The sequence below is a fragment of the Orbaceae bacterium lpD04 genome (assembly GCA_036251935.1).
GTDB classification, from domain to species: Bacteria; Pseudomonadota; Gammaproteobacteria; order Enterobacterales; family Orbaceae; genus Orbus; species Orbus wheelerorum.
Map to the genome: position 1 here is coordinate 2,733,328 of CP133967.1, position 15,871 is coordinate 2,749,198.

General features: G+C 39.4%; 9 protein-coding genes. All 9 read right to left on the bottom strand.

Features of this window, described 5'->3' with window-relative positions; genetic code table 11:
- Window positions 1-3: 3 nt before the first annotated feature.
- The 9 genes from RHO14_12085 to tssC all read right to left on the bottom strand — a co-directional run bounded on the left by RHO14_12085 (window position 4) and on the right by tssC (window position 15,793).
- Window positions 4-3,354, bottom strand: coding sequence for a T6SS effector BTH_I2691 family protein (locus tag RHO14_12085; protein WVD71069.1), 3,351 nt, complete (start codon window positions 3,352-3,354; stop codon window positions 4-6).
- Window positions 3,351-4,301 (bottom strand): DUF4123 domain-containing protein, encoded by a 951-nt coding sequence (locus tag RHO14_12090; protein ID WVD71070.1) that lies wholly within the window; start codon window positions 4,299-4,301, stop codon window positions 3,351-3,353. The genes RHO14_12085 and RHO14_12090 overlap by 4 nt, the downstream gene beginning before the upstream one ends.
- Window position 4,302: 1 nt before the next feature.
- Complete coding sequence (gene vgrG / locus RHO14_12095) at window positions 4,303-6,690, bottom strand: type VI secretion system tip protein VgrG (protein WVD71071.1); 2,388 nt, start codon at window positions 6,688-6,690, stop codon at window positions 4,303-4,305.
- A gap of 84 nt (window positions 6,691-6,774) precedes the next feature.
- Window positions 6,775-9,528 (bottom strand): type VI secretion system ATPase TssH, encoded by a 2,754-nt coding sequence (tssH, locus tag RHO14_12100; protein WVD71072.1) that lies wholly within the window; start codon window positions 9,526-9,528, stop codon window positions 6,775-6,777.
- A 289-nt stretch (window positions 9,529-9,817) separates the two neighbouring features.
- Window positions 9,818-10,306 (bottom strand): Hcp family type VI secretion system effector, encoded by a 489-nt coding sequence (locus tag RHO14_12105; GenBank protein WVD71073.1) that lies wholly within the window; start codon window positions 10,304-10,306, stop codon window positions 9,818-9,820.
- 36 nt (window positions 10,307-10,342) lie between these two features.
- Complete coding sequence (locus RHO14_12110) at window positions 10,343-12,106, bottom strand: OmpA family protein (protein ID WVD71074.1); 1,764 nt, start codon at window positions 12,104-12,106, stop codon at window positions 10,343-10,345.
- Between the two features lie 9 nt (window positions 12,107-12,115).
- Complete coding sequence (tssL, locus tag RHO14_12115) at window positions 12,116-12,781, bottom strand: type VI secretion system protein TssL, short form (protein WVD71075.1); 666 nt, start codon at window positions 12,779-12,781, stop codon at window positions 12,116-12,118.
- A gap of 10 nt (window positions 12,782-12,791) precedes the next feature.
- Complete coding sequence (gene tssK, locus RHO14_12120) at window positions 12,792-14,144, bottom strand: type VI secretion system baseplate subunit TssK (protein WVD71076.1); 1,353 nt, start codon at window positions 14,142-14,144, stop codon at window positions 12,792-12,794.
- A 119-nt stretch (window positions 14,145-14,263) separates the two neighbouring features.
- A complete protein-coding gene (gene tssC / locus RHO14_12125; GenBank protein WVD71077.1) occupies window positions 14,264-15,793 on the bottom strand; it encodes a type VI secretion system contractile sheath large subunit in 1,530 nt (509 codons plus the stop codon).
- Window positions 15,794-15,871: the final 78 nt, after the last annotated feature.

Here is a 15,871-nt window from a genome sequence, read left to right on the forward strand (position 1 = left end):
AAATTAAAAGCGCATATTAAATAAATTTTGTGCAGCTTCACGTGTAAAAAGGCTATCAATTTCTTTTTGTCTCTCTTTGGCCGCTATCGCATCTTGTTCCGCTTGGTATTCGGCAGCTTGCTGTTGGAACTTTTCAAAAATTGCCTTGAGCTCCGTCACTTCTTGCTCTGATGAGGTATAATGAGCACCATTATCACGATCCAAACCCAACTGCGCTTGACCAAAACGGCAACGCCTTAACCAGATTTGCATATCATCTTCTTTATTAAACTCAATCACTAGCTGAATAAAAAAGAGACCTAAATTAATCCATGGATTTAGGGCAAACAATATTGCTCCCATAAGTATTCGTTCAAAGGTTAAAGCAATCGCTGATTTTACGTAAGTAGTTGCAAGCAAGGAACCTACTAATAAAAGTCGTTTATTCAACACTTCAATTAAGTTTGTTTTACCTAATTGTAAAAAGAGATCTAGTGTAGCAATAATCTCCGCAGAATAAGATGCCCAATATAACCCTTTTTCCATCGCCGATTTATCTTTATTATCGTCCCAAAAAATTGATGTTGCTTTAGTTAAACCCGAAACAAGACCGAAAAAGTTGCCTAAAAATTTAACATTACCCAATAGTGACTCACCTAAACGGTTATTTTCACCATAAACCGCCACTAAACGAAAACTCAATGATATCGATGTTCCCGCCGCTATTGATAATTGTAGATTAGCTTTGGTTTGCTGTGTATGGGTTTTAAGTGTTCGATCAGACAACAAATTATACATCGTAAATAGCTGATAACCTAACAACCCACTGACTAACGTGCCACCGATAAATCGACTTGATAACACATTTTTAGTCAGGTCAGTTAATTTTTGATAACCCACGGCAAATTTATGACCTATCGTATCAATATTTTTTAGCATTGCCTCTTTAAGGCGTAACGTAAATCCATTATAACTCGCCATTAAGTTATTTAATGCTGTTTTTGATAATCTCCCCGGCATGGCAGCCACAAACCAAGCTTGGGCAAATTCTGACGATAGATTACCGCCAACATGCTGCAAGTATTTTAGCAGTGGCACTAATGCCGCCGCACTTGCCTCTTTAATTGGTTTGATATAAGCCGCTGTTATTTGGGATTGTGGTGAATTGTCATCGCCAATCGCGCCACGTTGGCCATCGAGTAATGATGCCATCTCTTTAGCAATATCAAATCCTTGATGTGATTCTGGCGGCTGGGTAAATACAGCCTCACTGATCGCATTTATACTGCCGGCTAAGTTAATAACGGTATTATTTTCAATTGAGCTACCTGAATAAAAATCAATCACGGTTGACAATTTATCAAGCAACTGACCGTAAGACATATTCGACGAGGCACTATTTTTATTAAGGGATAATAAAAAATTAACACATTTGCGCTGTGCGGCTTTATCTAATTTTCGCCCTGCAAGTACACTTGACCAAACGATATTGTGACCATCTAATACGCTGTCTTCAATTAATTGCGTAAAAAGCTGACTGACTTTATCGCTTTCAGCCTGCATACCGAGCGTCATTAAAATATCATTGGCAAAAGCCAGGTAGTTGTCGCTATCGCGCTCTAAATCATCTGCGGCTAATGAAAATGGATGTTGTGATTTTTGGCTAAAGCAATTCACCCAGACGATTAAATCATCAAGTAATCCACTAACATACTTATCAGTATCATCAATAAAAATAGCATACTCTTTTTTATAAGTTTCATAATCGCTATTTAAGCAGGCTTGGTATTTACGCCAATTTTGCTCACCAGAAAGTTGCGGTGCATTATCCCGATACCACTGCTGTTTATAAGTATCGGCCTTAATCGAAAACTCAGCCGTTAAGGTATTTAACTCATTGCGAAGTCGTGTTATCTTCGCCATATCTGAATCATCTTTGAGCTGAAAAATTTGATAAAAAGTATCTCTATACTTTTGAGCGCCAAGCTCTTCGATCGGATAACTCATCTTAATTTCGTAAAGCTCGGATATTGCATTATTCTTTAAAGAATGGGAATTAGGGAAAGAAGTATTGTCAAATTCGTAAGAATTTTCAAAAAGCTCAACAACACTTTTACCCTGCGCTTTTTGGCCTGCATCCCAAGAAACTCCACCGTATGCTTCAGCAAGCTCTAATTTTCGCCTTGTAGCAAAATCACCCTCATTATAATCTTTAGCATTAGTTAAATAAGTGTCATTAACACGTTTAATGTGATTATTAAATTTACTACGCCCCTCAACTATATCACCATTTTTTATAACTTGTTCTAATAACTGAATCCCGCTACATGCTGCATTTTCACGCTGCCGTTCGGTGATCACTTTTTTAACTGAATTAATCGCATTATTCCCCCAACTACTTAACTCGGCGGTAATACCAATACTATCGATTAATGCCACCATAATCGGCGGGCAACCAGTATTATTACGGCCTAATGAGTTCATTTTATTCGATAAATGGGTCGAATAATTTGTGCGCAATAATTGTTGATACTTACCTTGCATCTCTACCGGAACGGTAGGCCATGGCGTTAATGTATTACGCTTAGTAAAGAGTAATTTATTGTATTTAAAGGGTTCGGTCTTCAGCGTACTTGTTGAAATAGGCTCTTCTTTTAACGGCGCATTGGCATATAAATAGGGATAACTAAAAGGATAATTAGACGAACTTAATAACGGTTTATCGTTCATCATCGTATTGGCATTATTGATTGCATCATCCAATAATAACATTTCCATCGTTGTTGCAATGGTTTGCTCATTGGCGATGGTGATCCCATTTTGACTATTTTGCACCGATAACCACTGCTTGGGCTTAATCACCTGCATACGAGTATTGCGCTTGTCTTTATCGTAAATATACTGTTCTAATGTTTCATAGCTCCATTTATGTTCACTAAATGCCAGCCATACCGTTTCACATGTTTCGGGTTTATTGATGGTAATAAAAGCGATATTACTTGATGAATGGGCACTATTATCACAGCTAGTTTTCGTGTCAGATAAAGGGATCGGTTGCTGCTTTTCTAAAATATTGCAACTCAATTGCAATAAATCTAACTCTTTGCTGATATCTTGCTGCCAAAATCCACCTTGCTCATCAACGGCATAAATAGCAAGATCTAACTCTAATGCAGCATTGTCATATTGACTAAATACATAGAGGTAACCTTTGCGCATGGTTCTCAGTACATATTTAGTTTGTTTACTTAAATTGGGTAATTGTTTTTTTTCTGCCCATACTGGTAAGCTAACTCGTGTATAATCAGGCGCAACAGCATAACGAACAGGGTAAATCGGTAACCCTTTAGACTGGCATTTATTACACAAACTCATTGTTCAACTCCTGTCTGATTTACGCGACATTCATTGACTATCACATCCCATTGCGACTGGCTAATATTATGCAATTGGTTGATTAATGAATGCGTTTTATTTTGTTTAATTGTAGATTTAACGATTGGATGTTCGATAAAATTAGGATGAATAGCTAGGCAGCGATAGGCATATTCAGATAGATCACGTTTTTCACTATAACCGTTAGCGCTTGCATGTAAAAAAGCCTGAAAAATTATTTTATCGGCTTCTTTTTCAGCTAGAAATGATAAATTTGGATGAAAAAAACGATAACGCGCTAATGCTTGATTTCGGCTCTCTATCCAAGCAATTGCCTGCCATTGTTGTAAACTAATACCTAAATGATTAGAAATTTGTTTTCGTAATATTCTTTCATTTTTTTCAATAATTAAATAACCATCACCATCAAGATATAGCCAATAATATACTGAATTTAATAATTTATCTTTTTGAGCCTGAGTAAAAATCGTCGCTAATGGTGATAATATGGCGGGATCAAAATAACGAAGTAACTGATCACCATCAGTTGATGGCTGAACTGCAACTTTACCTAGTTGTTTCGCTAATACATCAGCACTGAGTGAGGAAAGTAACCAACCATAAACCAAACGAGGTTTAGCTAACAATATCGCTTTGGGATCTAGGGATGAGAAAAACTGGTAAATACTTTGTTTTAATATCTGTTTATCAAAATCTTGTGTTAAATTTAGTTCGATTAATCCCGGCGTATATTTTATTTTATAGCTTTCGTATTCAAATAAAGTTAATGATTTTTCTACAATCAAATCAGCGAATGTTGATGCACAATCATTAGGCTGATAAATCAAATAAAAATAACTATCACATTGCGATGATAATGAAAGGATTTGCTGAAAAATCAATTCAACTTCCTGACCATTATCACTATTAGTTAAATTATTCATCATATTAGCTTAATTTTACACTGCCTTGTTGTAGCTTATCCGCTTCTTGTAGCGCGATATCACAACCTGACGGTAAGGAAGTATTTACCTCGATATTCGCCGGCCCCATTTTTTGCATGGCAGCCGCTTTAATCGTAACATTAGAACTAGTACCAAGCTCGATACCCGCGGCGCTAATTTTTACAAATGAGCCACCACAAATCAGGGTAATTTCTTTAGCGGCTGAAAAATCGACTTTATTCTCAACACTATCAATTTTAATATCTTGCTTAGCCGCAATATCCATCTTGTCGTTTTGCGCTTGCACTTCAACTTTGCCTTGATTGGCAAATAACTTTATGCCGGCTTTATGGGCGAATACGCCAACCGCCTCTGATGACGCTAAGGTAATGTTTTTTAGTGCGCTAATATCAGTTTGCTGCTCACTGGTTAAGCTAAGGCTGTTACTGCTTGATAACTGAATATTTTCATCACTGGTTAAGGCAATGCCGGCTGGTGCATAGGCAATAATGCCCGCCTCGGTTAGCTGTTTTAGTGCGTTTTGTAGCTGTTCTTGGCTGCTCGTATCGGCTTGGTGCGCCTGTGCGGTGCTTGCCGCATTTTGTAGCGCTTTAGCAATCGATAAGGCATTTTCCAGTTGCGTGATGGCGCCTTGCATATCAAGCTGCTGACCTTGGGCTTTCGGTTCGCTTTGCGCGGTTAGGTATAAGCCTTTATTCGCGCTAATTGCGCCCCATTCATCAGTCCGTAGCTCAAAGCCTTCACCGCGCTGCTCTTTGTTTTGGTTAACTAAGTGACCAATATTGAGCTGAGTTTTGCCGTATTCGGTAGCAAGTTTTATATGCTCTTGGCCGCGCTTATCATCCATACGCAGTTTATTATTGGCAGGCGTTCTAAGCACATTGCGGTGTTTGTTGGCGGTGGTGACGTGGTCAGGGTGGTTACTGTCATGTAAGCTGTGGGCAATATACGGCCTATCGGGATTGCCACCCGTGAACGCAATAGCAACCCCAGTACCATCGATTAACGGAAAGTGGAAACCGTAAGTATCACCGGCATAGGGCTTAGCAAGTCGTACCCATAAGCTCTCTTCACCACTGCGCCAGGTTTTTAAATCGAAATCAAATTTAACCCGGTAACGGCCTTGGGTGTCAATATAACCATAGGTGTCATTATCAGGGCTCGTTACCCGTGCAGGTAGTGTGCCACTGACTTGTGGCCAAGGTAGGGGCTGTGGGCGATACGGCTTTAATACGTTGTAGGGAATGGCGGTAAATTGTATTTGATACGACTCACTGCGGTCACCGTAGGACTCGGTCGATAAGATAACAATCCCTTCACTAATGCCATTCATCGGGCTACCGGTGACAATAATGCGTTGCCCAGGAGTTAAGTGGTAGTCATTACATTTACCGCTGATAATAATTTGGTCACTAATGTGCTGCTGATGGCGGATAGTCGCATACCAACTGCCACTTTCAATAATACTGATATCACCTTTGCTTTTAAAGTGCTCACCATAACGGTAGTTAGTGCCTGAGGTGGTGGTCACTTTCGGCTGGCTGTTAACCAGCGAGTACATATCAGTTTGTGCCTGACGGTAGTTATCGTCTTGCACCATCACTTGACGTGGCACACTGTGACTTTGAAACTGTAAATCCCACACACTATCACGGGCTTTATCAACCATGCCACTTGGCAAGGTGTAAGCAATGCTCCCTGCATCGTCAAAACCTTGCTCGTAATCACTGAGTACCAGCACATCGCAGTTGTGTTCGCTATGGCTTTCAAAGCGAAACCATATGCCAACATCGGCAAGTAACCGCTGAATAAACGCAAGGTCGCTCTCTTGCCACTGGGTAATAAACTCGCGCGCTGGGTAGCTGTCTTTAAGCTCTAAGCGGTAATCAACGCCGGTAAAACCATGCCGGCGCAGCACCTCTTCAACCACGCTCACCACGCTTTGGTTTTGGTAAATCGCGCTGTAATGGTCGTTTGCAAACAGTGCCAGCCGTGGCTGCAAGACTACCCGATAATGGGCTTCGTCTTTATTAACCGATAACTGACTAAACTCGGTAACAACGCCATATAAGGTGCGGTTTGTTGCCGGTTTATCAAGGGAGCTGATTTGCGTAACTTGCGGGGTAAAATTGGGGGCTAAAAAAGCCAGTGACGCAGATTGGCTGAGCGCCGAGCTAATACGAATTTGTTTATCACGGCTGGTGAAGGTGATGGCATAATGCCATGGCTGATTAAGCTGCTCATGACCTTGGATTGATAACACGGATATCGGTGATAGCATATCGGTAATACTTAAGCTATAACGATTATTACGTACGCCAGTTAATTCACTGGCGAATGTGTTTAAGGCATGACTCAGCTCTGTGGCCATGGTATGACTCCCTTCATCCAACTGTAGATTATTTTTATTTAATACTATATTTATAGGCTACAGTAATATATTAACGAATTATTATTATGTTTTAGCCACTTTTTTAGGCTTCTTCACTTTTGTTGTTTTAGTTGCTGATTTGACTTTATTATCACCCCACTCTAAAACAATCCCCTCTCCTTCAATAAAATCGAGACGGAGCATTTGTTTTTGTTCATCTGATGGACGTTTTTGTAATAATAAATTCGATACAGCAGGCAAAATTTGTTGATTTAAAATACTGTCGATATTGCGCGCACCGGTATCAGGCAGTAGGCAAGCATCAACTAGCTGCTCATATAGGGCTTCGCCGACATTAAAACTAATTTTATAATGCTGGTTAAGCCGCTTTGCAACTTTGTTAAATTTCATCTGAACAATTTGGCGCATGGCATCTCGTGCAAGTGGCGTAAAGATCACCGTTTGGAACCTTGCAAGTAATGCTGGCTGGAAATGTTCACGAATAATTGGTCGTAGTAGCTCTTGCTGAGTTGCCGTTGGCGCATCTGGCATCTCTTCAAATAGTGCCATTAATTGATCACTACCTAAGTTAGATGTCATTAAAATAAGGGTGTTACGAAAATCAATTTCTCGCCCTTCACCATCACGCATAAAACCACGGTCAAATACTTGGTAAAATAGGTTTAATACATCTTTATGCGCTTTTTCAACCTCATCAAGTAATACCACACTGTATGGCCGTTTACGTACCGCTTCGGTTAATACCCCGCCTTGACCATAACCGACATAACCCGGCGGAGAGCCTTTTAATTGTGATACGGTATGCGCTTCTTGATACTCTGACATGTTGATAGTCACTAACGATTGTTCACCGCCAAATAGTGTATCAGCAAGCGCGAGTGCGCATTCTGTTTTACCGACTCCCGATGGCCCAACGAGTAAGAATACGCCCATTGGTGCATCTTCAGAGGTTAAGCCGGTTTTAGCGGCGCGTATACGCCGCGCGAGTTCGGCTAAAGCAACGTCTTGGCCAACAACTCGTGTACGTAAATCGTCTTCAATATGCAGTAAATGGCTTTGCTCATCTTTTAATAAGCTTTCAAGAGGGACACCGGTCCAGTCTGCAATAACCGTCGATACCGTTCGACTATCAACATCAAGTGATAGTAACGGTGCATGATTTTGTAACGCATGTAACTGTTGCTGCGTGTCTTTAATTTGCTTAGTCAGCTTTTTGTCATCTTTTGCATCTTTAGCTCTAAGTTCGATCAATTTTTGTACTAAGGTTTTTTCTTGATCAAATTGCGCTTGCGCAATGACTAAGTCTTGCTCTAGCTGCGTGGTTTGAATAGCTATTTCATCAACGCGCTGCTGTAGATCATTTTCGCCAAGGCTTTGATCAGCAATCAATGCATCTTTTTCAAGTTGTAATGAGGCAATGCTTGCTTGTAGTTTGGTGATAGATTCAGGGATAGTGTCAAGTCCCATGCGAACTCGCGCAGAAGCGGTATCAAGCAGATCAACCGCTTTATCTGGCAGTTGTCTTCCACTAATATAACGCCGAGAAAGCATTACCGCGGTTTTAACTGCTTCGTCTAAGATATGTACACCATGGTGCTTAGCATAACGGGATTTTAAGCCGCGTAACATTAAACATGCCATGTCATCATTTGGCTCATCAACTTTAACCATCTGGAAACGGCGCTCTAATGCGGCATCTTTTTCAAAATATTGTTTATATTCAGACCAAGTCGTTGCCGCAATCGTTCTTAGTTCACCACGCGCAAGCGCCGGTTTAAGTAAGTTGGCTGCATCAGCGCCGCCCGCAGAGTTGCCAGCGCCGATAATGGTGTGCGCTTCATCGATAAATAATAAAATTGGGGTTGGTGATTGCTGCACTGCATCAATGACATTTTTTAGTCTTTGTTCAAACTCGCCCTTAACGCCAGCGCCTGCTTGCAGTAATCCTAGGTCAAGCGTCATTATCGCCACATCTTTAAGGTTAGTTGGTATGTTACCTTCAACAATTCTTAACGCTAAACCTTCAACCAATGCAGTTTTACCAACGCCCGGTTCACCAACTAAAATAGGATTGTTTTTGCGTCTTCTTGATAATATATCGACCATTTGGCGAATTTCACTATCGCGGCCAAAAACTGGGTCAATTTTACCCGCACGGGCTTTTTCAGTGACATCTTCGCAAAAACGACTTAATGCCGCTTGATGATGTTTTTGAGCTTGGCTGTTGTCGGTATTGTCGATATTTTCTGGCTGTTTGCTCTCGCCTTTTTTCGCTGGTGTTGATTTTACCGCTTGCTGCGCACTGTCAACAATTGCCGTACTACTTTCATAGGCTTGGGTTTGAGGATTTTCATCTGACATGTCGTCAAGCTTAACCCGTAAGCGTTTTAATGAAACCACCGATAAGCTTAGTAAAGGCCATGCATCTTGCGCTTTTAAAGTCTGTGGCGCTTCTTGTAGTGCTTGTAAAATATGCACTGAGCGAATGCGATCTTCTTGATCTTCTAATGAAGCTTTTAACCATGCTGATTGTAATAAATTAATCAGTGATGAGGATAAACTTGGTTTTTGATTTACGGTATGAGGTAGTGAATCTAAGTAGGTTAATAATCCTTGCCAAATCTCATCCATATTAAGCTGGTAATGACGAGCAATAACGGTGATATCGCCGTTACCTTGTTCTAATAATTTTAATAACCAATGCTCTGGCGTAATTTCAATATGGGCTCTGGTTTGGCAAAGTCCTGCTGCTGCTTCTAATGCGCTAGCGCAGTATGGATTTAACCGTCTTAATAGCGTGGATGGATCGGTTATCATGATTATTTCGTTTCCCATTTTTTTGTTGTTTATCTCTTTAAGCTCGGCAAATAAGGCTATTTAATGCATTGAACTTAGTGATCACCATTATTTTTTGTTTTAGTCATCTATTTTTGAGCAAGCGTTGTGCCAAAATACGATTAACCATATAACTTAACACTATGTACTTGAGCAATGACATATATCAATTAGATTGATATCGGTGGTTAGCAAGTAGATACGGTTAAATTAGATGAAAATATTCTGCCGTTATCGGGCAGAATATTTTTACTAAATCTTACATCAAAAACTAGCTACGACCTTCAACCCAGCTGTCTGAGTGAATGATGTTGCCATCTTTGTAAGTCCAAGTAATTTTTTCATAACGTAGTTCAATACGCTCTAAGTGATTGTATTGTTCTTTCGTTGGATCTTTGATGTTGTGCATTTCAGGTTTAACAGAAACGATTTTTACACCTTCCATTAATGTATTGAAATACTCAATTTCTTGACCAGCGTTATCAATTTGATACCATTTGATTTCAACTGATTTTAAGTTTTGACCCGTTGTTACTGCTTTGTAAAGGTAAGGAGATGATGAATCCACTTCTTTTACAAATTGTAGTGCTTTGTGCACACGAGTACCAGTTAATTTACCAGTGTTACCATCAGTTGGAATGTAAACTTGATGATCAAACTCAACAACTTCAACGCTTCCTTCACGGCCATCAACGGTTACTGAACCTTTGATTTCTGAACCGCCGTCATCTTTTAAAAACATATATGCTGGAACTGCCATTGTTTTAACTCCTTATTATATTTTTAGTACTTGATTTTAGTTTTCATCCACCAACTTACACGTTGATATTTGAGGAACTAAGCTTATTTCCACTCGTCGGTTTTGTGCTCGCCCTTCTGGCGTATCATTACTCGCCAACGGTTTATTTGCGCCATACCCTTGTATCGCAAAACAGTTTTCAGGAATATTACTGGCTTTAATCATCCAGTCCCTGACGGCAGCAGCCCTATCTAATGATAGCTGCTGATTTTTATTACTATCACCCGTAGCATCGGTGTGACCTGAAACAAGTACTAGCCATCCTTTATCACTATTTTCTTTCATATAGAGTTTTAGGGCCATTAACGCGTCAATTAAGGTCTTCGTCGATTCTTGTTTCAATTTCATTTTACCGCTTTCAAATAATGATAGCGCATCAAACGAGAACACGGGAGGCTCGGGATCCGGTTCTGGCGGCGGTGGAGGCGGTGGTGGAGCCGGTGGTGGTGGTGGCTCAGGTACATAGCGGCTAATCGCTTGACTTAACGGTTCAAGTAAATATTGCCCATGATATAAGCCTAAGCCTAATTTTACCGGTTCACCTTGTTTAAAGTAGTTATTAAGTAAGCTTCTATCGGCTTTTAATATTGCCAATGCTTCACGTTTTTCGCTATAGCTATCCATTGCAATGAGATCGTAACTACGAATATCGTTACTAACTTGCTGCGCTAACTTAATGTTGTTTAAGTAAGATGCACCTAATGCTGCTATAAAGAATAATGCCGTGATAATAATCATATTGCAGAGTGTTTTTCTAATTGGTGAATTAGGGTAAGCAATCGGCATAAATTTTACTAATCTATCTGGTGGCGTAACAATATGCGGCTCAATGGCTTTATCGTTAGGTAACGATAATGTCGTTATGCCTGAGAACATTCGCTCAATTAAGTTATCGCTAACTTGCCTGCCGTTAAGCGGATAAATTACGGTGCCAGTGGGTATGCATTTATTAATTGGCTGCTTAGGATCGCAAAGTACATCTAAAACATTGAGTTTGATCCAATTTTGGTATTCATTTAGCATCGCTCTAACAGATAAACGCTGTTGCCGCTCAACCGAGTTAATGGATTTATCATTCACCCAATTATCTAGCGGCGATAAATATTCATCTAATAAATAGAGTTTTTGTGCAACAATTTGATACCAATAAGCCGGTAAAGTCGCATTATCATGGTAATGTAAATTATTAAGTCCGATATGCGCTGAAATATAGACGGGTAATCGGTACTTTGCAACTCGGCAAGTATCAACCCATGATTGGCGAAATGCTTGTAATTTTGCCGTAAATAAGCCAGCTTTACTTTCTTCTTCTGGCGCGATAGCTAAAAATAAACCAATACGGCCAAGCATATCAGGCCAACGAGCAACGAGTGAATCAAAAACAATTGGTAGCTCAGAATGTTCTTCAACGTAGATCCAAACCGCTTCTGATGATACAACAATATTTTGTTCAGCTAAGGTTAGATCGCTTGGGAAAAACTCCTTAGCACAATTTCCGGTCACTAAAAAGAGCGGTAGACGGTAACGTTGCCGCGCCGGTAGTAAATCCAGTTTTTGCGATAAAAAATCGATATTTTTAGTTGCCGCATTAAGTAAGCGTCGATAGCGCAGTAAACGATAAAACAGTATGCTGGCGATCGCGATAATAACAAGCGAACCGAGTAGTTTCCAACCGATGGTTATCGGTAGAAAAATCCATAATATAATAAAGCTTAATAAAACCGCGTATGTTATCTGTATTCGCCAAGGATAATCGTTCATTATCAGTCCTTATTGAATTAGCGGCGCTAAAAGTGCGTTTAATTTATGGTCTAAAAAGAAGTAAAGCCCAACAGCTATCACAACCGATGCCAAAGTGCACAAAATGAGTGCTGATTTTCGGCCAAAATAACGGTAGCTTTTGGTTTGCTCTATAATCGGATGTGATTCGTCTAGCTCATTAGCCTTTAATGATTCTCGTAAGGCGATAATAAGATGCTCTCGTTCCATTTGAGGTTGGCCTAGGTAACAACCTTGGAAACCCATACCTAGCACGCGATCAAAACAATTTAATACGAGATATTCTTTTTTATCAGCGCGTAAGCGAGTACGAATTTTTTCGAATAAATCATAACCAGCATTGTGTGTATTAAAAAAGACAACTTGTAAAGGTGCACCAAGCCATTCGTCATAATCCCGTGGTTTGTTGCTATCTTTACTACAAAGTAAAACCACTTCATCAAGTAGTGCACACTGTGCGTAGCTGATATCATCAATAATATCTTGACTATATTGAGCTTGTTGTAGGTGTTCACGTAGCGTTGTAACTTGCTGTTTACATTGTTTGTAGAGTTTACTGACCGACGGAATATCAGCGCCTTCTCTAAGTTCTACAACCGTGAGTATGGTATCTCTTAATAATTGATCAATTGTTATATTTTTTTGTTCTATACTCATTTTTTTAACCTTATGATCGTAGTACAGCAAAGAGTTCTAATGAAATATCTGGCATAGCCCTTGGCACGTAGAATTCACAGCATCGATTTAATAACATATTTTTTGCTGCATTATGTGATAAATCAAGCGCAAAATATTGATTTTCAAGTCGCATCGGGATCGCAGCAGGCACATGGCTTAATGCTTTAATTGGAATTCCAGATAGAGCTGAGTGGATAATTTGTCTTACATCATCAGGCGCTCCGGCCTTACATAATACTGGAAATTGAGATTGCAATTGATGTGCTGGCATGCTTGAACGTACTGATAGATAAAAATCAGCTTCTTCAACTAAACGCCCATCATTTAATCGGCCTGTCCATAAGGTATCTTTATCATGTACCAGATCAATTTTTATCACTCTTGATGGTAAGCTTTCTTCTAATAAATTGCGGGTTAACTCAAATAACGGAGGGAACACGGCATTTAAGTTATTATGCTGATAAGCAGGAATTTTATCCACATCATGAGCAAGTGAAAAAGTCAGTAGTGCCCCTGTTAAACCGATCAGTTTTTGATAAAGATTTTCAGGGTGGATCGTTGGGTTATCACGTAAAAATTTTAATTGTGGCTCAAAACTGTTTAATGCGTTAAGTAGCCAAAATAGTGAGACATCAGCGACCGCAAATTCTGCCATTTGTTGATTGCGTTCATGACGCATTCCCATTAAACGTTGGCGTTTAGCTTGAATTTGCACGCAAAGAAGTTCTAGCTCTTTAACGAGTGAACCACTTTGGGTATATAAATTAAGTAACGGCGGTAAGTATTGGTTATCTAATACAAAGCGGCCATTAAGATCGCGTTTTAATTTTGCAATTGGGCAAGTCAGGTATTCGCTATGATCTTCAAAATCAAATAAAAAACTAAGTGCGCAGCGTTCGACTGCGATAGTTTCATTACCATTACCAAGTAGGTCTTTTACTTCAACCCATTCTTGACGATAACGCATTGGTCTTTCTATACTTTTATCATCAAACGCGCAGTTTTCGCCATTTGCTTGTAATAGTGGCAGTCCAATATAAACCGTAACTTCATCATTTGCAGGTGGAACATCTGTGGCTAAATTACGTGTTGTTGGTAAGCTATCGGCAATATCAGTATCAATTAATGTGCCATCAGCAAAACGTAAACTCAAAGTATGTAAGCTTAAACGGTCAAGCATTAATGCTTGTGCATCAATTTGTAAACGCTCAACACCCCAAGGATTACCGAGGTATAGTTTAGCAAGCTGCTGGTTACTATAAGCTTCCCACATGCTTTGTTGTTGAAATTGTTCGGGTGTTAGAAAAACACCTTCATTCCACAGAGGACGATATATTTTCATTATTCCAATTGGCTCCACTCATGGTTTTAAGGACTTTTAAACCTAAATTAGTTGGCTTGTTAATTGATTTATTAGTTGGCGAATTCAAATAGAATTCGCCATTTTTTATCCACTAATAATTAGGCTTTTGCCTTTGGCATTTGTGATACCATAGATAAATTAATATCCATTCCTTCAATTTGGAAGTGAGGAACTAAGAATGTTTTCACTCTAAAGAAACCTGGATTATCATCAATATCTTCAACAATAACTTGTGCTTGGCGTAATGGATGTGAAGCCTGAACTTCATCACTTGGATCTGTCATTTCAGTCACTAAGTTGTTAATCCATTTATTAAGTTCAAGCTCAAGAACTCGTCTATCTTTGGTTGCACCAATATTTTCACGTTGAATCACTTTAAGGTAGTGAGCGATACGCGAAAGTAGGAAAATATAAGGTAAACGTGAGTTGATACGGCTATTAGCTGTCGCTTCTTTAGTATCATATAACGCAGGTTTTTGCGATGAGTTAGCAGAGAAGAAGCAAGCATAATCACGGTTTTTATAAAATGATAGTGGCACAAAACCAAGATTAGCGAATTCAAATTCACGCGTTTCAGGGATTAGGACTTCTGTTGGGATCTTAACTTGATTACCCGTACCTAAATCATATAAGTGAATCGGTAGATCTTCAACTAAGCCACCCGCTTGTGGGCCACGAATTTGTACACACCAACCATTGCGAATAAAGCTTTGTACCATGTTTGCGGCAAAAGCAAATGACGCATTAGCCCATAAATAACGCTCATGATCTGGGCCTTTAACATCTTCAATATAGTTAAAGCTACGTACTGGCACAGTTTCAGGACCATACGGTAGACGAGCAAGCACACGTGGTAGAGTTAAACCAATGTAACGTGAATCGTCGGTATCTCTAAAACTATTCCATTTAGTATATTCAGCACGATCAAAGTAGTTTGCAATATCTTTAATTGCAGCAACTTCTTCCATTGTGTCTTTACCAAAGAATTTAGGGCCAACAGAGGCAACAAATGGCATGTGAGCTGCAGCGGCAACTTTTGATACATTACGTAGTAATGCGATATCTTGTGCCCCACGGTCAAATTCATAATTTGAAATAGTGACACCTAATGGTTCACCGCCCGGTGTGTCATATTCTTGAATATAGGTATGGCGATAAAAACCCGTTTGGTTGATTTCTGGCGCATCTTCAAAATCTTGACGTAATGCATCTTTAGACACATCAAGTAATTCGATTTTTACATTACGACGGAAATCAGTACGGTCAACTAAAAATTTAAGTCCACGCCAAGTTGATTCGATTTCTTGAAAAACCGGATTATGCATAATAGCATCAAGTTGTTGGCTTAATTTTTGGTCGATTTGGCTGATGTGATAATCCAATAGATGTTTATCTAATTTTTCAACTTTTTGTGACGAATCTTGAATCATTTTTAGCAGAATATTAACTGCCATTGTCACACGTTCATTAGTTGAAGATTCAGATAACACATCATTATCTTCATATTTATCCATATCTTGCGCTTTAGCAACTGTATTTAAATTGATTTTATTAAATAAGGATTGATATACGCTACTTGCATCTTGAGTAACGGTCTGAGCTGTACTCTGTTCTTTTTGTACTGACATGTTTGTTTCCTTTATACTTAATCTTGATCACTGTAACTTTATTAAATAAAATAAAGTAATAATGTTATTTTCAATTTT